We start from the raw sequence: 19,025 nt of genomic DNA on the forward strand, positions 1-19,025 counted from the left end.
AGCATGAAGAATACCGTATTAGTTGTATTGTTAGTTTTTCTAGCGATCTCTTGCGACAAAAGCGAGGTTTTAAAAAATAAAAAGATTGTAATTTCTGGAAACGTGCAACTTACAGACTCGCTCGAACTAGATAAAATAACTATTTACGGTTATGATATGACTCGTAAACAATCTTTTCAAGAAGATGCTATTGTTCAAGAAAATGGAAATTTCAGCTTTAACATTGATTTGAAAAGAGCAAATTCACTCACTTTTTACGGTAATAATAGTTTTCAGATTTTGGCGATCCCAGGTGATACCATTAACGTAAATTATACAGAGAGTAAGGATCTAGACGTATTTAACAATAGTATCAAATTTAATGGTAGGTTAGCTCGTACTCAAGAAAGGTTTCAGCAATATTTGAATAACAATCCTCTCAAAACAGATACATTTTATACAGAGAACAATGATCTGGATTATACAGATCTAGAAGCCTTTATAGGCAATAAACAAAATGATCTTAAAAAACATTACAAAGAGTTTCTAGATGATAAGACTTCTAATAAATTTTTAAAAAATTATATAGAGGCAGATAAAAAATATGCCATTGCTAATTTAAAAATGGACTATATCGCTTATTCTACTTATTATGGAAAAAAAGTTCCAGAAATGAATAGCGCTTATTATGAGTTCTTAAATAACATGCCTAAACTAGAAGAGGAAGACTTAGTAAATACTACTGCAGTCAACAACATGCTTGCAAATAATTATTCTTTTGCTTCTAGAGAGATTGAGAAGAGATCTCCTGAGGCGACACCGCAAGAAATTAATCAGGCGATTATAGATACGGCTATTAAAAAGGATAGTTATTTGAATCAACACACCGTATCGATGTTAATCATGGGTGATTTAAATGATCATTCTGTTGATTTGTATGAATCCAACTCTGATCAAATAATGGATTATTTCAAAGACAGCTCTCTTCTAACTTCTATTCAAGAAGAATATTTAAAAACAAAAGAACTTATTGATAAACCTCAACTTCCCGAAGAAACTGAACTCTTAACATTTAAAACGGATGATGCTTCAAAATTTATCGAAGAAATAATTGCCAATGCAACTGGTAAGGTGGTTTACATTGATAACTGGGCTACCTGGTGCGGCCCTTGCAAAGCAGAATTTAAAGAAGCTTCTCCAGCATTACATGAGAAATTTAAAAAAGATGTAGAATTTATCTATTTATGTCATGAAAGTAAAGAAAGTGCCTACTTACCATCCATCGCAGAATTTAAGATAAAAGGAAAACATTATTTCCTTACTAAAGAACAAGGAAACATAGTGCAACGCCAGATTAAATTAGAAGGTTTTCCAACCTACACGATTATTGATAAAGAAGGAAATCAAGTTTTATCTGATTACATTCACAGGCCTAGCTATGGTGCAACATCAGATATTCTCACCAAGCTAGTTGAAAATAAGGAGCTTGATACATCTACTTTTACTCAATAAAGATTTTAGAATGAAAAAAGTATTTAATCTTCTGTTTTTAACCCTATTGCTTTTCACTTCAAATAGTTGTGAAAAGGACGATTTATGCACACCTGATCAAGCAGTCACTCCTAGATTAGTAATAGAGTTTAAAGATGCTTTAAGTCCGCTAGAAAATAAGCCCGTAGAACGTTTACAAGTACAAGAAATAGGAAGCACTGAGTTTGCTCCTTTAAATAATGAAGGCGCAACTACATTAACTAGCGTTGAGAATATTTCCATTCCATTGCGTACTGATAGAAATAGAACAAGCTATAACTTTATATTGAATGAAAGCGGTGTTTTAAATTCTGATAATATAGATTTCACTTATAATCTTGGTGAAGAATATGTCAGTAGAGCTTGTGGTTTTAGAGTCATTTATGATGGAGTTATTGCAGTATTAACGCCAGAATCAACCGGAACTCAATGGGTTCAAAACGTTGCTGTTGTAGAACAAAGTATAACCAATAATACAGACATACATGTTCAAATACTACATTAGTATTCTATTCGTTTTGATTGGTTATTTTGGACACGCTCAAGGCAAAAACGAGAAACCAAAAGATAGCATAGTCCACAAACAATCTTATGGTTTAAGAGCCGGTATTGATCTCGCTAGCTTAATAAGAACAGGATTAGATGAAGAGTACAATGGCTTTCAAATCCTTGCAGACTACCGTCTTTCTAAGAGGTTATATATTGCTGGAGAAATAGGTAATGAATCATTAGATAGAACAAGTGAAAGTGTCGATTACGAAACCTCTGGATCGTTTCTAAAAGCTGGTGTCGATTATAATTTTTACGAGAACTGGTTGGACATGGATAACATGATCTACGGTGGCGCAAGAATAGGTTATGCTACCATGACGCAAACCTTAAATAGATACGATTATAATATTGACAATAACTATTTTCCTATTGATACAAATATCGTGGATAGGGAATTCTCGGGCTTAAACATGATATGGCTAGAAATTCAGTTAGGTATTAAGGTGGAAGTCTTGAATAATCTGTTTTTAACTGCAAACTTTCAATTAAAAAGAAGTATCACACAAAAAACGCCTGATAATTTTGACAATCTATTTGTACCAGGTTACGGTAGAACATTTGACACAGGCAGTATAGGTGTTGGTTACTCATATGGAATCATGTATCGCATTCCCTTTTTTAAGAAGTAAAACTTAAAAATTTTAGCATAAAAAAAAGCCTTTCTATTTTTTAGTAAGGCTTTTTTTATTTTTGGTTTGATTATGTTATTCTTCTTCTTGTAGGAAACCTAAAAGTCCATTTGATTCTAGAAGATTGTACCATTGAACAATTTTTTTAATATCACTAGCATAAACTCTTTCTTCATCATAATCGGGAAGAACTTCATTAAAATAGCTTTCAAGTGCTTTTTTATCTACTTTATGATTGATCGTTGGTCCATTGGACTCTTTCTCTGCTATTTTTTTAAACACCTCTTTTAATGGCATTTCCTTTGAATAGGTATAGATAGAAATATCTTTAAGAACACTTACGTTTTGATTGATTCCCACGATAGAGGTCTTTTTATCAATTAACGATTCTACTACAAAACCACTTTTAGCTTTGCTCTTTAACTGGTATAAACCTGGCTTACCAGTAATGGAAAGTATATTTTCTAAACTCATTGTATTTTTTTTTGCGGTGGCAAATATATGTAATTACACCTAACAAGATTTGTTCTCTGACAAATTCAACATTTCTTTATGAAAAACGCCTTCTCTAGCTCCTTCTTCCTTTCACTTCTGGAAAACGCATACGATAATCTACATTAGTTTTTCCTTTTGAGATGTTTGTTAGCTTTCCTTTTATCAGACGCTTCTTAAGACTAGATATTTTATCCGTAAACAACACACCTTCTATATGATCATATTCATGCTGGATAACGCGAGCAATAAGTCCGTGATAGGTATCCGTATGTTCTTTAAAATTCTCATCTAAATAACGTATCACAACTTCTTCTTGACGAAAAACATCTTCCCTAACATTAGGAATACTCAAACATCCTTCATTAAAAGCCCATTCCTCTCCATTCTCTTCAATGATTTGTGCATTGATAAATGCTTTCTTGAATCCATCCAACTCAGCAGACTCTTCTGCTGATAAATCTGGATCGTCTGAAAATGGTGTTGTATCCACTAGAAATACTCTAATAGGTAATCCTACCTGTGGTGCAGCTAGTCCTACACCGCTAGCATTATACATGGTTTCCCACATATTCTCAAGAATCTCCTTGAAATCTGGATGCTCTTCACTAATATCCTTTGCTTTCTTTTTTAAAACGGGATCGCCGTAAGCGACTATCGGTAAAATCATATTTTTAATTTCTAATGTTTATTCTATACATCAGTGCGTACTTTCTATTTTTAGACTTGCCTGAAATATTTTTGGTTAGACATAAAAACGTATTTATTTCAACGCTTCCTGTCCATATAACTTTGTAATATAATCGTTGCGGCTATTTCATCAACAAGTGATTTATTTTGCCGTTGCTTTTTCTTCAAACCACTCTTTAACATACTGGCATGAGCCATTTTAGAGGTAAATCGCTCGTCCTCACGCTCGATCTTTATATCTGGAAACAACGTTTCTAACTGCATGGTATATTTTCTTAACCATGGTCCCAACTCACTATCAGTATAATCCATTTGTTTAGGTTCACCTATAACAATTACCTCTACCTCTTCCTTACCTACATAATCTAGAAGAAAGTTGGTCAGGTCTCTTGTGGCAACTGTGGTGAGACCAGATGCAATAATTTGCATAGGGTCAGTTACTGCAATACCTGTTCTTTTCTTACCGTAATCAATTGCTAATAATCTTGCCATAACTAGTGCAAAAATAATCAAATGTAAAAGGATGCCCTAATATGCTGGCTTCAAAGTGTCAATTCAAAAGCACAGCTATTATATTTGTAAAAAATAAAATACCGTGGATCAATTAAGAAATGTAATAGAAAGTGCGTGGGAAGACCGTACACAATTAGAGAATAGAGTTACTAAAACTGCCATAAGAGAAGTAATTGACATGTTAGACCGCGGTACCTTGCGTGTTGCCGAACCTACAGAAAATGGATGGCAAGTGAACGAATGGGTTAAAAAAGCAGTAGTCCTTTATTTTCCTATTCAAAAGATGGAAACTATAGAATGTGGTCCTTTTGAATACCATGATAAAATACCGCTCAAGACCGGTTATCAAAGTAAAGGAATTCGTGTGGTACCAAATGCAGTAGCTAGACATGGCGCTTACATTTCTAAAGGTGTGATCATGATGCCTTCTTACGTGAACATTGGTGCTCATGTAGAAGAAGGAACTATGGTGGACACATGGGCAACAGTAGGAAGCTGTGCCCAGATAGGTAAAAATGTACATTTAAGTGGTGGCGTTGGGATAGGCGGTGTTTTAGAACCTTTACAAGCATCTCCAGTTATCATTGAAGATGGTGCTTTTATAGGCTCTAGATGTATCGTTGTAGAAGGTGTTCATGTAGAAAAAGAAGCTGTTCTAGGTGCAAACGTAGTGCTAACAATGAGTACTAAAATTATAGATGTTACTGGTGAAGAACCTGTAGAAATGAAAGGTCGTATTCCTGCAAGATCTGTGGTTATACCTGGAAGCTACACAAAAAAATTCCCTGCTGGAGAATATCAAGTCCCTTGCGCACTAATTATCGGTAAACGCAAAGAAAGCACTAATAAGAAGACGTCACTTAATGATGCATTAAGAGAATATAACGTCGCTGTATAGTGCGTATATTACTCATTCAATATCAAATGCTGGGTGATGTTCTAACGAGCACTATCATCGCAGATCAGCTTAAGATCACCTATCCTAATGCTCATCTCGATTATCTAATAGTAGCACATGCACAAGCTCTTGTTGAAAACCATCCAGCTATTGACGGACTGATAAAAGTCTCTAAGTCTGATTTTGAAAAAATAAATTTTATCATCTCGCTTTCGCGAAAGCTGAAACAAAATAAATACAACCTTCTCATAGATGCTTATGGAAAGAATAATAGTGCTTTGCTTTCTTTTTTATCTGGTGTAAAACGAAGAATAGGCTATAAGAAATGGTTTTCTGATATTGCTTACACAAATGCTATTAAAAATAAACCTGATACTAATATTTATAAGACGGGAGCTGCATTAGGTAGTAGAATGTTACTTACTGTACCGGTGACTAATGATGTACAATGGCATTTGACACCGAAAATTTATCTTACTGAAAATGAACATAAAGAAGGAAAAGACTGGCTTTTGAATTCAGGAATAGATCCTAAAAAGCCACTTACTATGATAAGTGTATTAGGAAGTAGTGAGATCAAAACTTTACCTTATACTGCCATGGCAAAAGTACTAGACGAATTTGTTTCACAAACAAAATCGCAGTTACTTTTTAATTATATACCTAATCAAAAAAAGGCTGCAGTAGCTATTTTTAACTCTTGTTCGCCAGCAACGCAAGAACTTATTTTCATTGATGCTTTTGCACCTAGTATTAGAGGTTTTCTCAAAGTACTTTATCATTGCGACAGCATTATAGGAAATGAAGGTGGCGCAATAAATATGGGGAAAGCACTAGACGTTCCTTCGTTCACTATTTTCAGTCCATGGATTAATAAGTCTTCTTGGAATGTCGGTGAAGATGGTAAAAAACATATTTCTGTCCACCTTAAAGATTATAAACCTGAATTGTACAAGTACACCGCACTTAAAAAAATGAAATCAAAATCAATAGAATTATACCAGCAATTTGATGCCGAGTTAGTTTTTGAAGATTTGAAGAAATTTATAGAGATAAATTATTGATTTTTTATTCAATTTATAAAATCAACTATTTGATCCCTTAATCTTTAACGATCCCAAAAGGCGTAAAATCCTTCTTCTCGCCTCTTGTTGCTTTTCTTATCGCCTTATTTTTATTGATGGACGCTTCATTTTTGTAACCACGAGCATGATCCAGATGTAGACAGATAGCACTATATCTTATTTGCTTAGACTTAAGCCCAAAGTTAAACAAACGCTCTCCTAGTTCTCTATCCTGGCCACCATATTGCATGCGCTCATCAAAACCGTTAACTGCCTTTAAATCTTCTAACCAGCCGCTTGAGTTATGACCGTTCCAGCTAGCGTTTGTAGGTGTTAAATTCTCCATGATTTTTGCAGTAACAAAACCAGAGGTTAATTTTTGGTTCTTATAAGAAGCAGGTAGTCCATTTTCTCTTAACCAGACTGCATCAAAACATCGTTGCGTCGCGATATCGTCTTCGGTAATTTTTTTAGATAGTTCTAATGGTAATTTATAATAACCGCCAGATAAAAAGTAACCAGGCTCACGGCGCTCATAATGGATTTGTAAAAAATCTTCTCGAGCTATACAATCACCGTCTGACATAACCACATACTCAGAATTACATGCTAACAATGCTTTATTCAAAATAGCACTTTTTTGAAAACCATCATCTTCATGCCATACGTGAATGATTTTCTTATCACTTTTCTTTATGTAATTTTTGATAAAGTCTTTAGTTTCATCGTTAGAACCATCGTCTGCAATAACAATTTCAAATTGTCTAAAAATTTGATGTTCGTAACTCCATAAGGTTTTTTCTAACCATGGTATAGAATTATATGTACTTATAACAACAGAAATTGATGGATCTTTAATCATAAAACGACACTTGTATATCAGATTTTTACAAATTTAATCATATAATACTAAAGTATTTTAAAAATTAAGGTTCACTGTTTTTTTCAAAAAATCTGCGCAAATAGTATTTTAGAAACCTTTTTAATCCTATTGAAATAGCAAATAATCAAAACCTAAGCGGCGTACAGTACTGTCATTCAAAGTTTAAAAAACTAATAATAAGACTTCAATAGAATTTTATTTACTACAGGATAGGTTTTTAATATAACAAAGCTATTTTTGCCACTGTTTGATTTTATTAATAAGATATATTTATCACAATGCCAAAATATCCAATAACAGCTATAATACCTGCTTATAATGAAGCCCACAATATTGTTGAGGTTCTCAAAAGCGTAGATTTTTGTGACGAGATAATTTTGGTAGACAGCAATAGTACTGATAATACAGTAGAACTAGCACAACCTTATTTTGATAAATTACTTACTCGGGATTATGTACACAGTGCATCTCAAAAAAACTGGGCTATTCCTCAAGCCACTAACGAATGGATTTTACTAGTAGACGCAGACGAAAGAGTTACTCCTGCTTTAAAAGAAGAAATCATAAAGCTTATTCCTAGTTTAGATACTCATGGCTATGTAGGTTACTGGATGGGTAGAAGAAACTTCTTCATGGGCAAGCAAGTTCGTTACAGTGGATGGAAAAACGACAAAGTAATACGCCTTTTCCGTAAGTCAAAATGCAAATATGTCGATAAGCACGTACATTCAGAAATCGAGGCCGATGGTAAAGTAGGATGGTTAAATAACAAATTACTACATTATAAATATGTAAGCATTGATCATCATGTTAGAAAATTACAACGTTACGCTAGTTTACAAGCTCGTGATTTTGATAAAAAAGTAGGGAAAATCACTCTTTTTCATGTAGTGATAAAACCATTATGGGGTTTTTTAAAGCACTATGTCGTACAGTTAGGTTTCCTAGATGGTTTTGTAGGGTTTACCATAGCCTATTTAAGAAGTTATGGAATCTTTATGCGATATGTAAAGCTATGGCTTTATAGACGTGGTATAGATTAAGAAAGTGAGGTCTCAATTTTATTTTTAGTCCAATCATAATGAGAACAAATTTGTTCCCACTGTACACGGTTAAAATCCTGACCTTTATTAATTTTCTTTAAAGCAACAAATTGTGTACCCATGATTGGTACCGGTATATCTGGTGCTGTAAAATTTTGACGTGACTTAGTACCGTTTAAAATGGCCATTGCTTTAAACCAAAGATCATCTGCTTTAGGAGCTAATTGGGTAAATAAATCAACATTTTGAACATCTTCATGTAAACTTCCTACTGGATAAAGAACACAAAAAGCGCCCACTGGCATGTTATGTGCACTTTGCAAAGGCGGTTCTACTACAAAAGGCCATTGCCCGTAAGATGTTATTTCCCCATTACTATAAGTCATTTTCCTACAACGATTCCCAATAACCTGATTAGGAAATCTAAGGTGTTCTTCAAAAATTATTTTTAAAGTATCTGGTTGATAAATAACATCATCGTCACAGGTTATAATAGCTTTATCAGGGAAAGCCTTAAGACTATGAATCAATTTTCTATGGGAAAAACCATACTTTGAATACCTTATTTCAAATAAATCGCCCTGCAATTTTGATAGCTGTTTAGGTATTTGATTTTTTAAATCTTCTTTAAGCCATAATACGATTTTCTCTGGTTGGTAATCTTGTTGCATCATACTACGTATAGTGATATGCAAAGTTCTTAATCTAGTAGGAATAGAAGTTAACGAAACAACAACCGGTATCTTTTTTAAAGCAGTTTTTCCCAATTGAGAAGTAGGAATAAGAAGCATTTTAAGACTTGTACTTATAGACTTAGGAATTTCAGATAATTTCATTTTTTAAAAATACCTTTTAATTTTTTCTTCATCAGCTTCTTTTTGTGAAATGCTTCTTGAAATTCTTGAGTATACTTCCACATGGTTTCTATGGTAGTAGTTGCGTCATTTGCAGTCAACCTAGCATACTCTGCACCCATGATATCGTACATCCACTTTTTAGGCGAGAGTCTCTCAAAGTTTTTTAACCGTTCTTCATAAGGAATATCATAAAACTTCATTCTATTTAAGTCTACCAGATAAAACTGATATTGATCACCTACCTTTTTAATTAAGGTATTTCCTGGAGAATGATCTAAAAAATAAACCCCAGCTTCATGCATTTTAAACATGAATTGTGTAAACTGTATCAAAATATTTTCTTGATCCTTTAAGTCATCATCATTTGTGATTTCTCGATAGGTAAAATCGTGATCTGTGTACGCGCTAACATAATAGCTTTCATGTAATCCTACTGCACTTAATTGCTCTAGATAAGCGACTGGAGATGGAGTTCCTATCTCGTTTCTCTCTAGATATAGAGCATTATAGTAAGATCGTGCTGCTTTAGATTTTCTGAAAAACCGATAAGCGATTTTATTAATAAAATTAGGCGTTCTGAAAGATTTTACAACAAGGTTTTGACCTTCATACGTGACGATTTTGATCTTATTGCGATCATCTCCTAATTGTTCTGTAGATTTATTAAATAAAAGGAGTATTTCTTGAAACCGCTTTCGCGAAAGCGTGCTACTTACAAATTTTTCTCTACCCATTATAATTTATATCTCTTCTAACTTGCAAAGAAACGAAAAAACAAGCAAATGCTTATAATTACTTATTATTGCAGTAAACAATAAACACCTATGTCTATAAATTGTTCACTTGTTACGCCTACTTACAACTGGCCCGAAGCATTAGAATTATTGCTTTTAAGCGTACAACGACAAAGTGTACTACCTAACGAAGTTATCATTGCTGATGATGGATCTACATCAAAAACACTTGAATTAATTCAAAAATATCAAAAAAACTTTCCCGTACCAATCATACATATCTGGCATAAAGATAATGGTAATCAAAAGCCGGCGATTATGAATAAAGCGATTGCAAAAGCTAGATACGAGTATATAGTGGAAATAGATGGAGATATCATCCTTCACAAAGATTTTATCAAAGATCATCTTTCAATGGCTCAATCAAATACTTATCTATTTGGTAGTCGTGTAAATATTCAAAAGACATATTTAGAGCAACTATTTAAAAATAAACAGATAGACTTTAATTATTTCTCCTCTGGAATTAAAAAAAGAAATCGAACATTACGGTTACCATTTTTAGCAAATAGAGCAAAATTAGAAACTAAAAGATCAAAGAAATTACGTGGTTGCAACATGTCTTTTTGGAAAACAGATTTTATTGCGGTAAATGGTTTTAATGAAGAATTGATAGGCTGGGGAATTGATGATAGTGAACTCATTCAACGTATGATCAATAATGGTGTTTTAGGAAAACGCATTAAACACAAAGGAATAGTTTACCACATCTATCATAAAGAACAAGATAAAAGCCAGGTGCACTTAAATCTAGAAATTGAAAAACAAATGGAGCGTTCTGGAAATACTTATGCTAGTAAAGGTGTGGATCAATATTTATGATTGTTTCTTTTTAAGTACACTATGATAAACGTCTAAAGTTTTTAGAGCACTTTTTTCAGCAGTAAAATATTCTTTAAAATGATCATATCCTGAAAGACCAAATGCTTTTCTTTTATTGCTATTTAAACACAAATAGTGCAATTTTTGAGCTAACATTTTAAAATCTCCTATCGGTACAATAAATCCTGTTACACCGTCGATAATAGCTTCTGGAACAATCCCTACATTTGTACTAACAACAGGTTTTTTAATACTCATAGCTTCTAGAAGTGATGAAGGTCCACCTTCTCGTTTTGAAGAGACCACGACTATATCCATATAAGCAAATGTTTCTATCGCATCTTTAATAAATCCGTGAAATGTTACATAATCGCCTATCTTTAATTCTGTAACTAAAGTTTTTATACCTACTGTAAAACCTGTTTTTTCTTTTCCTAATTGTTCTAATCTAAAATCTTTGAAACCTAAATCATAAACTAAATAGTGAATTGCTTTTAGAAGTGTAGGGATATCTTTAGCCTGATTATGATTTGCCACATGCCCTATATAAACTTTAGCATCGTCTTTTTGAATGCCCGAAAAATAATTTGATTGTTTCTCAACAGGTCTTTCTGTGTCTACCCCATCGGGAACCACAATTAATTTATCAATGTTTTTCTTGAACATAACACTAGCTTTCATAGCGTTAAGAGTTGTAGAAGAAACACAGATGATCTTTGAAATTAATCTAAAATTATACTTGAGCCTACTCAACATAGTCATACTACTACCCATGCCTTTTTTAGAAAACACTACTGGAATATTTAATTTTGATAGGAGATAGGTATAAATAAAAAGAGATAATGAATTACTATTATGCAAGTGGATTATGTCTGGCTTAAAAGCTAGAATTGTTTCTTTAAAGAACTTTCGGTTTACTGTAGATTTAAATTTTCGATCTCTAGCTTCAAAAGAAGTTACTTCAACTTTATCTCGATAAAAGCTAGAAAGAACACTGTTTTTAGCACAAAAAACAGCGTTATCTACACCTAGTGCAGACAGTTTAACTGTAATATCCATCAACTGTTGCTCATTGCCTCCATAGCCCGTTGCTCCATTAACATGTAATACTTTCAAAAATGATTGATTTTTAATTGATTGATTTTCAAAGTTAATAGTTATTCATTAAAGCAAGGTTATGATCTATAAAATGAATACTAATAACATAAAAATAAATAACAATGATCCACAGTATTCAATAAATCCGTTAGTGATGTATAAAATTAAGTAGGTATTAAAGCTGGAAACCTTAATTTTGCGTCCTATGGCATATAGTGATCGTAAAAAGAATAGAAGAGACCAGGTAAGAGGTCGTAAACCTAGTAAAGAAAAGCAAATCGAAGTAGAATTACCTCGTGAAGCGATTAATGTTGCAGTTGCCGAATTAAAAAAAGGAAACTCCATCATTTATCCCACAGATACTATCTATGGATTAGGTTGCGATGCTACTAACTTTGATGCAATTGAAAAGTTGTACGATATAAAAGGACGCGATAAATCGATGCCTCTTATCGTTTTAATAGATAGTTTTCAAATGTTAGATTCTATCATAGAAGACGTTCCAGATATGGCCTGGGAAGTTTTAAAAGTGAATAAAAAACCACTGACTATCATTTATGACAGGCCTAAAAATGTAGCAGAAAACGTTATCGCAGAAGATGGTACTCTAGCTGTTAGAGTTACTAACGATCCACTTTGTAGATCCATTATTAAGAAACTGCGTAAACCTATCGTATCTACTAGTGCAAATTTAAATAAGCATAAAACCCCAGTTCACTTTGCTGATATAGGTGAAGAATTAATTTCAAGGGTCGATCATGTAATGGATATTCCTTTAGTCCATAAAAACATAAAGCCTTCTTCAATCATGAAGATTTCAAGCAATGGTATCATAAAAATTATACGCGAGTAAAAATGGATCAAAAAACACATTATCCTGAAGCGATTCAAGAAAACGTTTTTAGAACCTTGAGTCAAGCTGCCGAAGAGTTAGAACTACCAGCATATGTTATCGGTGGATATGTAAGAGATTTTTTCTTACAACGTGGTCAAAAAAAAGATATTGATGTAGTTGCTGTAGGAAGTGGTATCTCGCTTGCGCGAAAAGTAGAAGAACTTCTTCCTCACAGCACTAAAGTATCTGTTTTTAAGAATTTTGGTACCGCAATGGTAAAAACAGACGATCTAGAATTAGAATTTGTGGGCGCTCGTAAAGAAAGTTATGATCGCAACAGCCGCAAACCGGTTGTAGAAGACGGTACTCTAGAAGACGATCAAAACCGTCGTGATTTTACTATTAATGCAATGGCTTTTTCATTAAATAAAAATAGCTTTGGCGCATTACTAGATCCTTTTAACGGGATGAAAGATTTAGAGAAAAAAATCATACGCACACCTCTTGATCCAGATATTACCTATAGTGATGATCCTTTGAGAATGTTGCGCGCCATCAGATTTGCTGCTCAATTAGGTTTTAGAATAGAAACATCATCTTTTCAAAGCATTAAGAAAAATGCACATCGATTAAAAATTATATCTAATGAACGTATTGTTACAGAGCTTCATAAGATAATGATGTGTGACGAGCCTTCTTTCGGTTTTCTACTTTTAGAAAAAACAGGATTACTTCAATTGATCATGCCAGAATTGATTGCTTTAAAAGGAATTGAAGAGGTGGAAGGTCAAAAACATAAAGACAACTTTTACCACACGCTAGAAGTAGTAGATAACATCTCTCGCAATACGGAAGATGTATGGTTGCGATGGGCCGCTTTATTACACGATATAGGAAAAGCACCTACAAAACGTTTTAGTAAAAAAGTAGGCTGGACATTTCATGGGCACGAGTTCAAAGGTTCTAAAATGGTTTATCATCTTTTCAAAAGATTAAAAATGCCTTTAAATGAAAAGATGAAATTCGTGCAATTAATGGTACGCATGTCTTCACGTCCTATTGCAGTCATTGATGAAACAGCAACAGACAGCGCAGTAAGAAGACTAGTCCATGATGCTGGAGAATATATAGAAGACTTGATGACACTTTGTGAAGCAGATATCACCACAAAAAACCCTCGTAGATTCAAACAGTATCATAATAATTTCCAACAAGTAAGAGATAAAATTGTTGAAGTAGAAGAACGCGATCATGTGCGCAATTTTCAGCCACCAGTTACAGGAGAAGAGATTATGAAAGCTTTTGATTTAAAGCCATGCCGTGAAATAGGACAGATCAAAATGGCCATTAAAGACTCTATATTAGACGGTGTGATTCCTAATGAACACGATGCCGCTTATGAGTTTATGATCAGCAAAGGAATCAGCATAGGGCTTACACCTAAATAATTTCAGACTGTTTTAACATAATCATTTTTAAAAAAAAAGTATATTTAATCACTTTAAAATGATGTGTTTATGAAAGTTTCTCAGTTTACTTTGTTATTTGTTTTTACGATGATAAGCGGCTTTGCGTTTGCGCAGCAGGAGCTACTTAAAACGCCCATTTCAACAGATCTTTCTTGTGAAATTAACTTTGTACCTACCACATCCATTGCAGATCTTGAGTTTTTTGCAAAGTGTTACGTCTATAAATCTCCAGAAGTTAATGTTCAATCAACCATAATGAATGATCAGATTAATTTTAAACAATTACCACTATTAGTGCCTCAGCACGAATTTCCTACCCAGCAAAATGTATATAGACAAACATTTTTTCTAGGAGCTTTTGACCAAGATTTTGCAAATGCCAAAACCAATAACGTTGCTTTTTTTGAGGCAAATCGCAATAGTGTGATGGGAACTGCTTTTTACAACTTCACTCCAGATCCTATTTTTTAGATAACACGATATAATGTTTACAAAAGTTACCTTTTGAATTTTTTTATAAAACTTTATAACGATATTATTATTCAGACCTATTTTGAAAAAAGACCTTAATAAAAAGTCAGACTAGTCTAGGATAAGTTGTTCTAATCACCACAAAGTAATGTGAGTAGGTTTTATTTGCACATTTCATTAACATGATTTATTTTTAGAAATATGAAAATCAAAACAACTCTTTTTCTATTATTTATATCAAGTTTGTTACTTGCACAAAATCCAGATGTTGATGAATTAGATGGTTATAATTTGTTTCTTCTACCAGCGCCACAAATTAATATCACCCTTAGTTTAAATAGTAGTAAAATTGTAAATCCTAACACAGGTTTCTCTGTCACGCCAGGAGCAAAAACTATAGATATGGTAGCTGCTTTCAACGAATCTCAACTATTACAGCCTAAACCTTACACACCTAATTCTAATACAGATTACAGAAGACTGCGATTTAAAAGTAACGATAGAAAATCTGGTTTTCAATTAAACGGCAACGATGATTTTGCACGTGAGTTTCGCTCTACAAATCCGGCTTTTTTTGAGGCTAACAGAAACACAGCTCTTCATAGATCCTACAATCCTCTTTCTTGCTATAACAACGGTTGGTAATTTTTTTTATTTATCAAAAATTAAATCTTAAACAAGTGTAAAGGTTTTTAGTGCTCTCGCTTTCGCGAAAGCGAAACCAACCACTATCTTTACAAAACAATTTACAATCTATGAAAAAGCAAGATATTCTTGAACGTTTTATAAGTTACATCACCATAGACACAGAGTCTGACCCTAATAGTGACACTACACCTAGTAGCGAAAAACAATGGGATCTAGCGCGTAAATTACATCAAGAGCTCCTAGAGATGGGAATGAGCGATGTTACGATAGATGAAAATGCTTATATCATGGCTACGTTGCCATCAAACCTCGACCATGAGGTACCAGTAATAGGTTTTATATCACATTTTGATAGCACGCCAGATTTTACTGGAAAAGATATAAAACCACAAATTATTGAAGATTATGATGGTGGTGACATTCTGTTAAAGGGATCTGATCTAGTTTTATCTCCAGATTATTTTGAGGATTTGAAACTTTACAAAGGACAAACCATCGTCACTACAGATGGTACTACCCTACTGGCGGCAGACGACAAAGCAGGCATAACAGAAATCATGACGGCGATGAAACACCTGATTGAAAATCCACAAATTAAACATGGTACTATAAAGGTAGGTTTTACTCCTGATGAAGAAATAGGACGTGGCGCACATAAGTTTAATGTAGAAAAATTTGGCGCAGACTGGGCTTATACTATGGATGGTAGCCAGATAGGTGAACTGGAATATGAGAATTTTAATGCGGCAGGCGCTGTAGTTACTTTTCATGGTAAAATTGTACATCCTGGATATGCAAAAGGAAAGATGATCAATTCTATGTACGTAGCACAAGAGTTTATAGACTCACTTCCTAGAATGGAAACTCCAGAACATACAGAAGGTTATCAAGGATTTTTTCACTTACACAACATGAATGGCGCGGTAGAAAAAACAGAACTTCATTATATCATCAGAGATCATGATAAAGGTCATTTTGAAGCTCGCAAAGACGTGATGCGCAGACTAGTGAACACCATTAATGAGCAGTACGATCGTAAAGCGGTAAGTATTGAAATTGAAGATCAATACTACAATATGCGTGAAAAAGTAGAGCCAGTTATGCATATTGTAGATGTGGCAGAGCAAGCAATGAAAGATCTAGGCATTATACCACTAATAAAACCTATACGCGGCGGTACTGATGGATCACAATTAAGCTATATGGGACTGCCATGTCCCAATATTTTTGCCGGTGGACATAATTTTCACGGACCTTATGAATACGTTCCTGTAGAAAGCATGATTAAAGCCACAGAAGTTATAATAAGAATAGCAGAGTTAGTAGCTATAAAAAAGTAATTATGATGAAGGAATTATTGACCTTGTCTTTTATTTTCTGCTTTACTTTAATCAGTGCTGCTCAAGACAAAATTTGGCTAGATAACGATAGGAAAGAAGTTATAGATTCTACTGCTGCCATTTTCTATAGAATCAAAGAAATTGATGACGATGCACCATTGATTAAAGAAGAGACTTTTTATAAGAGCAACGATCAATTATTTTCTAAAGGCTATTTAGAGCAAAGAACTTCTTACCGCACAGGAACATGGCAATGGTTTTATTCTAACGGTAATAAAATGAGGTACATCAACTACTCCAGCGGCCGCATAGTAGGTTTCTTATCGACCTATAATTCAAATGGACATCTTATGGAAAGTTATTCTTATAATAAATCGCGTCCAGGTGAAATGCCATTCAATTATAAGTTTAAAAAAGATAATGACGGGACTTTAAGAATAGCAAAAGGCAAAGGCCCCTTTAATGGAGCGTATGTAGGAAATGATAAAAATATAGACAGCCTAAGCGGTAATTATAAAGACCATAAAGCTACCGGATTATGGAAAGCTTATAAAAATGGCGTTTTAATTTATGAAGAAGTTTATCAAAATGGTGAAATACAATCTGGTAAACGATATGAAAATGGAACTAGTTATTCCTACAATGAATATTCTAAACCAGCCGAACCGGTTGTAGGCATCAAAAAATATATTCGCAAACTTTTTTACAATATAAATTACTACTATGAACAAATAGATTTAAAAAAGAACGATTATAGAACTACTTTTCAAATCCTTTTTGATGTGAACATAGATGGAAGTATAGATAACATTAGAATCATGAACGGAATGGGAAAAGGTCCTGATGAAATGGCGATTAAAGCTATCCAAAACATGAAGGCAAAGTGGAATCCAGCTCTGGAAAGAGGTGTGAAAATTAAGTCAACGGTCAGTATTCCATACGCGATGGAAAGTAGAGAATGTAATGACTGTTAATTACAGTTTTACACTAATCATGACATCTTAAAAAGAGAAGTATATAATCATTTTTAAATAGTTAAATGCCACAACTACATCTTAACACAACTGTAAATGCTCCAATTGAAATAGTTTTTGACCTGGCGCGCAGTATAGACCTGCATATTTTATCTCTAGAACATACTAATGAGAAAGCTGTTGCTGGAAGAACTACAGGATTAGTAGAAAATGGAGAAACGGTTACCTGGCGAGCAAAACATCTAGGAGTAACTCAAGAACTTACCAGTTTAATTACAGATGTAGAACCACATCACTATTTTGCAGACGAGCTTGTAAAAGGTGCTTTTAAACACTTTAAACATGAGCATTTCTTTGAAAAATTAGGAGATGACTCTACGCTCATGAAAGATATTTTTGATTACACCTCACCATTAGGGATTATAGGAAAATTAGCCGATTTTCTATTTCTCGAGAAATACATGACACAATTGTTAGAACAAAGAAATCATACTTTGAAACAAGTCGCTGAAGATGGCAGGTGGAAAAAGCTGCCAGGAATGAAGTCTACTTTTTGAAATAAGTACACAAAAAAACCCTTGATTTCTCAAGGGTTTTATAAATGAACATTGCTCGCTGTTCTTAATCTTCTTTATTAATTGCAGTCTCATTAAGTTTCTTTGAAAGTTCTGCACTTATTGCGTTTCTTTCAAAGACTATTTTACCAGCTCCTGTTTCAATCATCACAGTACCTTTATCGGCATTGATTTGATTTACTTTACCGTGAATACCACTTGTAGTAATCACTTTAGAACCAACCTTAAGAGAGTCTGCAAATTCTTTTTCTTCTTTACGCTTTTTTGATTGTGGTCTCATTATTAAAAAATAAAAGACTGCTATAATCAATACATACGGCGCAAAATTTATAATCGTATTAGTATCCATAGACAAAGTTATCCCTTATGCGTTAGGCGTCGTAGCCTTAGCCTTAGGAGTAACAAAACCTTTAATACGGATAGACTCAGTACCAGATTCTGTGTTAGCCTTTATTGTTACTGTTTTAGTCTGTGCGTTAGGTTTACCATTAGTATTAAATTTAACTAACATTGTCCCTTCTTCACCTGGAGCGATAGGCTCTTTAGACCATGTAGGTACTGTACAACCGCATGAACCTTTTGCATTTACAACAATAAGTGGCGCATTACCGGTGTTTTTAAAAGTGTAAGTGTGTTCTACAACTGTACCTTCTTCTACAGTACCGAAATCAAATTCAGTCTCATTAAAAGTCATTTCAGGAAAATCACCAGCAACTTCTTTATTTGCAGCAGCTGCAGTAAGGTTTGCTTGGTCGATAGTAGCAGATTCCGCTTTCTCGTTACAGCTAGTTAAAGCCATTGTAGCTGCAACAGCTACCATTAAAACTAATTTTTTCATTTTATTTTATTTTAAATTTCTTAAAAATGTG

Annotated in this window: 23 protein-coding genes; 14 read left to right on the top strand and 9 right to left on the bottom strand. The window is 33.7% G+C overall.

All coding sequences use genetic code 11. The features are described from left to right. Nucleotides 1–3: 3 nt before the first annotated feature. From ACTF54_RS03655 to ACTF54_RS03665, 3 genes are read left to right on the top strand one after another with little or no spacing between them, the layout of a single operon-like run. Entirely contained in the window at nt 4–1,491 is a 1,488-nt protein-coding gene (locus tag ACTF54_RS03655) for a TlpA family protein disulfide reductase (protein WP_347203139.1), read from the top strand. A gap of 10 nt (nt 1,492–1,501) precedes the next feature. Beyond that, nucleotides 1,502–2,014, top strand: coding sequence for a DUF6452 family protein (locus ACTF54_RS03660; protein WP_438968781.1), 513 nt, complete (start codon nt 1,502–1,504; stop codon nt 2,012–2,014). Beyond that, on the top strand, nt 1,995–2,690 hold the full coding sequence (locus ACTF54_RS03665) for a DUF6048 family protein (protein WP_347195763.1): 696 nt from the start codon (nt 1,995–1,997) through the stop codon (nt 2,688–2,690). Before ACTF54_RS03660 ends, ACTF54_RS03665 begins: the two co-directional genes overlap by 20 nt. Nucleotides 2,691–2,765: 75 nt before the next feature. On the opposite strand, the gene ACTF54_RS03670 is transcribed toward ACTF54_RS03665, so the two are convergent. The 3 genes from ACTF54_RS03670 to ruvX form a co-directional block, all read right to left on the bottom strand. Continuing rightward, nucleotides 2,766–3,164, bottom strand: coding sequence for a DUF5606 family protein (locus tag ACTF54_RS03670; protein WP_347195762.1), 399 nt, complete (start codon nt 3,162–3,164; stop codon nt 2,766–2,768). A gap of 94 nt (nt 3,165–3,258) precedes the next feature. After that, the gene (gene def, locus ACTF54_RS03675) at nt 3,259–3,852 is read right to left on the bottom strand and encodes a peptide deformylase (protein ID WP_347195761.1); all 594 of its coding nucleotides are present in this window, start codon (nt 3,850–3,852) and stop codon (nt 3,259–3,261) included. Between the two features lie 98 nt (nt 3,853–3,950). Beyond that, the gene (ruvX, locus tag ACTF54_RS03680) at nt 3,951–4,364 is read right to left on the bottom strand and encodes a Holliday junction resolvase RuvX (RefSeq protein WP_347195760.1); all 414 of its coding nucleotides are present in this window, start codon (nt 4,362–4,364) and stop codon (nt 3,951–3,953) included. A 103-nt stretch (nt 4,365–4,467) separates the two neighbouring features. Between ruvX and ACTF54_RS03685 the strand changes: the two genes are divergently transcribed. Then, on the top strand, nt 4,468–5,283 hold the full coding sequence (locus ACTF54_RS03685) for a 2,3,4,5-tetrahydropyridine-2,6-dicarboxylate N-succinyltransferase (RefSeq protein WP_347202202.1): 816 nt from the start codon (nt 4,468–4,470) through the stop codon (nt 5,281–5,283). Continuing rightward, complete coding sequence (locus tag ACTF54_RS03690; protein ID WP_438968782.1) at nt 5,283–6,347, top strand: glycosyltransferase family 9 protein; 1,065 nt, start codon at nt 5,283–5,285, stop codon at nt 6,345–6,347. Before ACTF54_RS03685 ends, ACTF54_RS03690 begins: the two co-directional genes overlap by 1 nt. A 37-nt stretch (nt 6,348–6,384) precedes the next feature. Here ACTF54_RS03690 and ACTF54_RS03695 read toward each other — a convergent pair whose 3' ends face one another. Further along, entirely contained in the window at nt 6,385–7,209 is an 825-nt protein-coding gene (locus tag ACTF54_RS03695) for a glycosyltransferase family 2 protein (protein ID WP_347195946.1), read from the bottom strand. Between the two features lie 299 nt (nt 7,210–7,508). On the opposite strand from ACTF54_RS03695, the gene ACTF54_RS03700 reads away from it, so the two are divergent. Continuing rightward, on the top strand, nt 7,509–8,273 hold the full coding sequence (locus ACTF54_RS03700; RefSeq protein ID WP_347195947.1) for a glycosyltransferase family 2 protein: 765 nt from the start codon (nt 7,509–7,511) through the stop codon (nt 8,271–8,273). On the opposite strand, the gene ACTF54_RS03705 is transcribed toward ACTF54_RS03700, so the two are convergent. Both ACTF54_RS03705 and ACTF54_RS03710 read right to left on the bottom strand, forming a co-directional pair. Further along, nucleotides 8,270–9,109 carry a glycosyltransferase family A protein gene (locus ACTF54_RS03705; protein ID WP_347202201.1) on the bottom strand — a complete coding sequence of 280 codons (840 nt, stop codon included), beginning with the start codon at nt 9,107–9,109 and terminating at the stop codon, nt 8,270–8,272. The two genes, ACTF54_RS03700 and ACTF54_RS03705, sit on opposite strands and share 4 nt — an antisense overlap. Next, nucleotides 9,106–9,864, bottom strand: a complete 759-nt coding sequence (locus ACTF54_RS03710) for a lipopolysaccharide kinase InaA family protein (RefSeq protein WP_347195949.1) — start codon at nt 9,862–9,864, stop codon at nt 9,106–9,108. The genes ACTF54_RS03705 and ACTF54_RS03710 overlap by 4 nt, the downstream gene beginning before the upstream one ends. A 90-nt stretch (nt 9,865–9,954) precedes the next feature. Between ACTF54_RS03710 and ACTF54_RS03715 the strand changes: the two genes are divergently transcribed. Then, nucleotides 9,955–10,746, top strand: a complete 792-nt coding sequence (locus ACTF54_RS03715; protein ID WP_347195950.1) for a glycosyltransferase family 2 protein — start codon at nt 9,955–9,957, stop codon at nt 10,744–10,746. Here ACTF54_RS03715 and ACTF54_RS03720 read toward each other — a convergent pair. Further along, nucleotides 10,741–11,862, bottom strand: coding sequence for a glycosyltransferase family 4 protein (locus ACTF54_RS03720; RefSeq protein ID WP_347195951.1), 1,122 nt, complete (start codon nt 11,860–11,862; stop codon nt 10,741–10,743). The genes ACTF54_RS03715 and ACTF54_RS03720 overlap by 6 nt on opposite strands. A gap of 187 nt (nt 11,863–12,049) precedes the next feature. Between ACTF54_RS03720 and ACTF54_RS03725 the strand changes: the two genes are divergently transcribed. From ACTF54_RS03725 to ACTF54_RS03755, 7 genes are all read left to right on the top strand, one after another. Continuing rightward, nucleotides 12,050–12,697, top strand: coding sequence for an L-threonylcarbamoyladenylate synthase (locus ACTF54_RS03725; RefSeq protein WP_438968783.1), 648 nt, complete (start codon nt 12,050–12,052; stop codon nt 12,695–12,697). Nucleotides 12,698–12,699: 2 nt separating this feature from the next. Beyond that, on the top strand, nt 12,700–14,127 hold the full coding sequence (locus ACTF54_RS03730; protein ID WP_347195953.1) for a CCA tRNA nucleotidyltransferase: 1,428 nt from the start codon (nt 12,700–12,702) through the stop codon (nt 14,125–14,127). A gap of 69 nt (nt 14,128–14,196) precedes the next feature. Continuing rightward, nucleotides 14,197–14,619 (top strand): hypothetical protein, encoded by a 423-nt coding sequence (locus ACTF54_RS03735; protein WP_438968784.1) that lies wholly within the window; start codon nt 14,197–14,199, stop codon nt 14,617–14,619. A gap of 201 nt (nt 14,620–14,820) precedes the next feature. Then, nucleotides 14,821–15,264 carry a hypothetical protein gene (locus ACTF54_RS03740; protein ID WP_438968785.1) on the top strand — a complete coding sequence of 148 codons (444 nt, stop codon included), beginning with the start codon at nt 14,821–14,823 and terminating at the stop codon, nt 15,262–15,264. 110 nt (nt 15,265–15,374) lie between these two features. Then, entirely contained in the window at nt 15,375–16,607 is a 1,233-nt protein-coding gene (gene pepT / locus ACTF54_RS03745) for a peptidase T (RefSeq protein WP_347195956.1), read from the top strand. Between the two features lie 2 nt (nt 16,608–16,609). Further along, the gene (locus ACTF54_RS03750) at nt 16,610–17,581 is read left to right on the top strand and encodes an energy transducer TonB (RefSeq protein WP_347195957.1); all 972 of its coding nucleotides are present in this window, start codon (nt 16,610–16,612) and stop codon (nt 17,579–17,581) included. A 65-nt stretch (nt 17,582–17,646) separates the two neighbouring features. Next, on the top strand, nt 17,647–18,138 hold the full coding sequence (locus tag ACTF54_RS03755; protein WP_438968786.1) for an SRPBCC family protein: 492 nt from the start codon (nt 17,647–17,649) through the stop codon (nt 18,136–18,138). A gap of 64 nt (nt 18,139–18,202) precedes the next feature. On the opposite strand, the gene yajC is transcribed toward ACTF54_RS03755, so the two are convergent. Beyond that, the gene (yajC, locus tag ACTF54_RS03760; protein WP_438968787.1) at nt 18,203–18,505 is read right to left on the bottom strand and encodes a preprotein translocase subunit YajC; all 303 of its coding nucleotides are present in this window, start codon (nt 18,503–18,505) and stop codon (nt 18,203–18,205) included. 15 nt (nt 18,506–18,520) lie between these two features. Next, nucleotides 18,521–18,994, bottom strand: coding sequence for a DUF1573 domain-containing protein (locus ACTF54_RS03765; RefSeq protein ID WP_347195960.1), 474 nt, complete (start codon nt 18,992–18,994; stop codon nt 18,521–18,523). Nucleotides 18,995–19,025: the final 31 nt, after the last annotated feature.

Source organism: Nonlabens sp. (assembly GCF_965657255.1).
Classification (GTDB): Bacteria; Bacteroidota; Bacteroidia; order Flavobacteriales; family Flavobacteriaceae; genus Nonlabens.

Bases quoted from the DNA above. Each gene is read 5' to 3' on its own strand.
- ACTF54_RS03735 (WP_438968784.1), top strand. From the start codon at position 14,197: ATGAAAGTTTCTCAGTTTACTTTGTTATTTGTTTTTACGATGATAAGC.
- pepT (WP_347195956.1), top strand. From the start codon at position 15,375: ATGAAAAAGCAAGATATTCTTGAACGTTTTATAAGTTACATCACCATA.
- yajC (WP_438968787.1), bottom strand. From the start codon at position 18,505: ATGGATACTAATACGATTATAAATTTTGCGCCGTATGTATTGATTATA.
- ACTF54_RS03730 (WP_347195953.1), top strand. From the start codon at position 12,700: ATGGATCAAAAAACACATTATCCTGAAGCGATTCAAGAAAACGTTTTT.
- ACTF54_RS03700 (WP_347195947.1), top strand. From the start codon at position 7,509: ATGCCAAAATATCCAATAACAGCTATAATACCTGCTTATAATGAAGCC.
- ACTF54_RS03695 (WP_347195946.1), bottom strand. From the start codon at position 7,209: ATGATTAAAGATCCATCAATTTCTGTTGTTATAAGTACATATAATTCT.
- def (WP_347195761.1), bottom strand. From the start codon at position 3,852: ATGATTTTACCGATAGTCGCTTACGGCGATCCCGTTTTAAAAAAGAAA.
- ACTF54_RS03705 (WP_347202201.1), bottom strand. From the start codon at position 9,109: ATGAAATTATCTGAAATTCCTAAGTCTATAAGTACAAGTCTTAAAATG.
- ACTF54_RS03715 (WP_347195950.1), top strand. From the start codon at position 9,955: ATGTCTATAAATTGTTCACTTGTTACGCCTACTTACAACTGGCCCGAA.
- ACTF54_RS03665 (WP_347195763.1), top strand. From the start codon at position 1,995: ATGTTCAAATACTACATTAGTATTCTATTCGTTTTGATTGGTTATTTT.
- ACTF54_RS03725 (WP_438968783.1), top strand. From the start codon at position 12,050: ATGGCATATAGTGATCGTAAAAAGAATAGAAGAGACCAGGTAAGAGGT.
- ACTF54_RS03765 (WP_347195960.1), bottom strand. From the start codon at position 18,994: ATGAAAAAATTAGTTTTAATGGTAGCTGTTGCAGCTACAATGGCTTTA.
- ACTF54_RS03670 (WP_347195762.1), bottom strand. From the start codon at position 3,164: ATGAGTTTAGAAAATATACTTTCCATTACTGGTAAGCCAGGTTTATAC.
- ruvX (WP_347195760.1), bottom strand. From the start codon at position 4,364: ATGGCAAGATTATTAGCAATTGATTACGGTAAGAAAAGAACAGGTATT.
- ACTF54_RS03660 (WP_438968781.1), top strand. From the start codon at position 1,502: ATGAAAAAAGTATTTAATCTTCTGTTTTTAACCCTATTGCTTTTCACT.
- ACTF54_RS03740 (WP_438968785.1), top strand. From the start codon at position 14,821: ATGAAAATCAAAACAACTCTTTTTCTATTATTTATATCAAGTTTGTTA.
- ACTF54_RS03750 (WP_347195957.1), top strand. From the start codon at position 16,610: ATGATGAAGGAATTATTGACCTTGTCTTTTATTTTCTGCTTTACTTTA.
- ACTF54_RS03655 (WP_347203139.1), top strand. From the start codon at position 4: ATGAAGAATACCGTATTAGTTGTATTGTTAGTTTTTCTAGCGATCTCT.
- ACTF54_RS03755 (WP_438968786.1), top strand. From the start codon at position 17,647: ATGCCACAACTACATCTTAACACAACTGTAAATGCTCCAATTGAAATA.
- ACTF54_RS03710 (WP_347195949.1), bottom strand. From the start codon at position 9,864: ATGGGTAGAGAAAAATTTGTAAGTAGCACGCTTTCGCGAAAGCGGTTT.